The organism is Massilia sp. P2_C2 (assembly GCF_056404615.1).
In genome coordinates, this window is sequence record NZ_JBFUDR010000434.1 from 1 (window position 1) to 3,999 (window position 3,999).

The window sequence follows — 3,999 nt, forward strand, 5'->3', positions numbered from 1 at the left end:
TGTTGATGGCGGACCCGTACAAGGAATTGATGCCCGAGGTGACCGACGTGAAGGACCTCGGCAGCGGCGTCATCCACGGCGTGGAATGCGACCATCTCGCTTTCCGCACGCTCGAGGTCGACTGGCAGATCTGGATCGCCCAGGGACCGAACCCGTATCCCTGCCGCTACACCATCACGAGCACGAAGGTGGCCGGGGCGCCGGAATACAGCCTCGACATCTGGTCGTGGAAGACCGGCACGGCGGTGGCCGCCGATGCGTTCAAGGTGGCGATCCCGGCGGGCGCGCAAAAGCTCACACCGGAAAAAGTCCAGGAACTGAGCGATATTCCGGGCATCTTCAAACCCGCAGGCAACTTGGCGAAAGGACACCCATGAAGATACTGAAGCGGTTCGGGCCGGGCCTGCTGGCGCTGCTTGCACTGGTGCTGGCGCTCGAGGTGGCCCGGCAGGCCGGCATCCGTCACGCGGCCAGTTTCGTGACGCCGGCCGCGGCCGTGGTCGGGCGTCCGCTGACGCCCGTCAGCTATGCCGGTGTGGCGCGCCGCACGGCAAGGCGTTGCGCGGCCGGCGTCTATTATTGTTGAGCGTCCATCGATGCCCGCACGTCGATGAGCGCCTGCTGGCTCAGCGTGAGCGTGCCTTCCTTTTCAACATAGTGACATCTATAAAATGGTGAATGCTCAGCAAAACGTGTCGCTTCATTGGCTAATTTCTGAGCTCACCTCGACTTTCGGAATACCGATGACCGAGATATTCAGGCACCCGATCGTCTCGCGCCAGAACCCAACTGAAGCCGAAAGCGCCATGGTACTAACCTTCTAGAAAGTAATCCCATTAGTCAGCACCGTACCGAGCCTCTTGCTGCTGGAAGAACGACTTGACCAAGCCCGGCAGTTTTTGAATGCGCCGCAAGGCGCCAAGCGCAAGCTTCTTCATGTCCGCCTTCTCTTGCACGAATTGCTTGCTGACCTGACGCTTCACGCGGGCCCACACCTGCTCATCGGGATTGAGGTGCGGCGAATACGGCGGCAGATAGAACAGCTTGAGCATGCCATCGAGGCTGTCGACATATTCACGGACGAGCTTGGACTTGTGAATCGAATGGCCATCGACGATGACAAAGACAGGCCTGGTAGCACCGATCATCAAGCGCTTGAGGAACTCTTTGAACACGAATGCATCGACCGTACCCTCATGGATCATGAATCGGAAATCGCGGCGTGGACTCACTGCTGAAATCATGTTGAAAGAGAAGCAACGTCCAGTCACTGACACCACCGGCGTTTCGCCGACTGGCGCCCATGTCGTGCCGGTGTGGTAGTCGGATCGAATGCCGGCTTCGTCAGCGAAATAGATGTTCGCGCCGGTGGCTTTCGCTTCCGCTTTGATGGCCAGGTACGTTTCGCCTTCCCACTGCCGGACCCGCGCCGGATCTTGCTGCCAAGCCTGGTACAGCGGTTTCTGCGCGGAGAAGCCGAGCAATTTCATCACGCGCCGAACCGACTCCAACGACAGCGTTTTTCCAAACTCACGGTTGATCAATTCGCGCAACAGCGACAGCGTCCACAGGCCAAACTCGAACTTGAACTGCTGCGGCGTATTGTCCTTCACAGCCCGGGCAATCCACCGCATTTCCTCTGCGCTGATCTTCGGCGGACGGCCAGGAATCGGCTTCGCCAGCAAGGCGTTTTGGCCGCCGTCCGCGAACTTCGCCAGCCAGTCATACACGGTGCGGATATTCAGACCGAACGCGTTGGCCACGTCCGCTACAGCCTGGCCTTCGCGCACAGCCTTGACCGCTTGTTGGCGCAATACCTGAAGCGTGTGGTGATCCAGTTTACGGCCGTCAGAAGTTCGTTTGAATTTCATTCAAGCAGTATACAGGAGCTGGGACTACTTTCTAGAAGGTTAGTAATCGTCTCACTCATCTTTGCCGTGACGGCAAGCGCATCGGTAGCTACATAGCCTCGACCTCCGTCAACAAAGGCCAATTTGGGCCTTGCGGTGACTCGACTCCCATCAAAAAGTCGCGTAAAGTGTTTTATTTGCAAGAGAACTACTGGACGGCAGAACTATGCGAATCACAACTACGCTGCACAATGGTCGACTTCGAACATTCGTTCAACCATCCAAAACGCGGAGCTCAAGTTTTTCTTAACTGACCAAATGATCGCTATTCGTAAAGGAGATTAAATGAAAATTGATCGGGAAGTTTTTAACTCAAAAGATGAGCTGGTTTCCCCCGCAACCTTCAATGCTTGTATGAACGCGCATGGTCTATATCATTCACGTCAATTCGTTCTTCGACTGAGTCCACTTAATCACCAATTGATGAAAACACTAGAGGGCAAGCAGATTGTTCGCATCTCTGAAGTTGGTGAAAAGGTAATTCAGGCATATTCTACGTATGTACACGAAAATATTCATTGGTGGCAGCATAAAGGATCAATTAGCGGATTTATTCGAAGCTCTGTCTATCTTGCTTTTAGTCACGTCAACATGGATCACTTAAAAGAACTCACCTCGATTACTGGGCCGATAAAGCCAGTTTTTAAATGGTGGGACGCGGCGCAGCGACGTGGAGAATATTCAGGCACAAGAGCGGAATTCCTGAGTAATACGATCATCAACAACTTTTTGGATATTGAGTTCTTTCTTGCTCAGACTTATAACTCTGAGATTTTGAGAAGCATCGCTCAACATCCATATTTTGAATCCGTAGCACATTGCACTTGGATCGCATACTCCCACGTGGTCAATGATATCGCATTCAATATCGATAAGAAAAAAATCATATTTCCGGAAACGGAGGGCTGGGAAGACAATTTTGCAGATTGCCGAGCACGCGAAATAACGGGTCATTATTATGGTTCACCCATATGCCTAACGCAGGTTGGATTAATTGATATCTTGGAAGGCCAAGCTCGAATGATCCAACTTCAGTACTTATGCTTTGGAAAAGGTGGACTAAGTCTGGCGTCAGCTAGAGACCAAGGTTATTTTAAAGCCGAATATGGCCGTGCTTTTGATTTTTTTCTCAGTAGAATTGGGGTGGGAGAGCCCATGGATATGAATGATCCGTTAATCGCCCTCTTTCTTCTTCTATGTGATATCGCCCTTAATCCAGATGAAGGTTTCTTAAAGCAGATCCGAGATTACGAAAACTTCCATAAAGAAGTAGATCCTGGATATAGGTTTATGATTTTATGTGGGGCGATTGCCGTCGATCTTCCTCATCTTAAGGAGTTTATTAAAAATTATACTAAAGAAGAATACATTGTGGCCGCAGGGCAAATATGTGATGCGTGCGGCTATTCGAGTCCCTACGAAATCGCCTTGGAAATTTCCTCCTGGGAAGACAGGAGTGAAGAGGTTTTTCGGCTAATGACCGAACATAAGGAGTTTAAATTCGGGGCGCCAAATCCGGCCACAAGAATACTGCTTTCCGAATTAATTTCCTTTTGTAAAGATAAATCAAGCGCCCCCCATTTCTTCTGTTGGCCCGGTGCATGGCTAGCAGGAACAAAAACAAAAGATGAATATAATGCTTTATGGCTTAAGAATTTGGCTCTGTATTCGGATCAGGGTAATAGTGATACGATTGTTCCAAGAGAAATTCAAGGCTGCACGAATGAGGCAGTTAACGAGGCATTCAATAATTTCTATGGAGCAGTTATGGGGTATGATTTCATGCGTCAGTGGATTTATAATGAAGGGGGGTTTAATATAGATTACAAATGGCTAATTCAGCTCGATGATCCAGAAGAACTTCGTGTAGAGGTGCGCAAGTTCATATATAAGCAGTTCGGTGTTAATGTCTCCGATTTTTCTTATATATAATTGTAGGAAAATATGGCGGTAAGCTGGAACTTTTCTGTATATTTACCCACTCTAAATGTACGGACGTCAGYGGAGGAGGTTGGTGGACGAGCAAGGCGAGGAAGATGTAAACAGACACAGCCCGCACGTGCGGGCTGTGTTTAGACCAGAGGAGTGT

The 3,999-nt window shown here is 50.4% G+C and carries 4 protein-coding genes; 3 read left to right on the forward strand and 1 reads right to left on the reverse strand.

Annotated features, from left to right (window positions below):
- Nucleotides 1-377: DUF2092 domain-containing protein (locus AC1DYX_RS28795; protein ID WP_477265280.1), on the forward strand; the 377-nt coding region annotated here is incomplete at its 5' end.
- The gene (locus AC1DYX_RS28800) at nt 374-586 is read left to right on the forward strand and encodes a hypothetical protein (protein WP_029757390.1); all 213 of its coding nucleotides are present in this window, start codon (nt 374-376) and stop codon (nt 584-586) included. The genes AC1DYX_RS28795 and AC1DYX_RS28800, both read left to right, overlap by 4 nt.
- Nucleotides 587-836: 250 nt before the next feature.
- Here the strand turns inward: AC1DYX_RS28800 and AC1DYX_RS28805 are convergent, their stop codons facing one another.
- Nucleotides 837-1,871 carry an IS630 family transposase gene (locus AC1DYX_RS28805; RefSeq protein WP_477265283.1) on the reverse strand — a complete coding sequence of 345 codons (1,035 nt, stop codon included), beginning with the start codon at nt 1,869-1,871 and terminating at the stop codon, nt 837-839.
- A 324-nt stretch (nt 1,872-2,195) separates the two neighbouring features.
- Here AC1DYX_RS28805 and AC1DYX_RS28810 point away from each other — a divergent pair, with 324 nt between their 5' ends.
- Nucleotides 2,196-3,842: a hypothetical protein gene (locus tag AC1DYX_RS28810; RefSeq protein ID WP_477265285.1), complete on the forward strand. Its 1,647-nt coding sequence runs from the start codon at nt 2,196-2,198 to the stop codon at nt 3,840-3,842.
- Nucleotides 3,843-3,999: the final 157 nt, after the last annotated feature.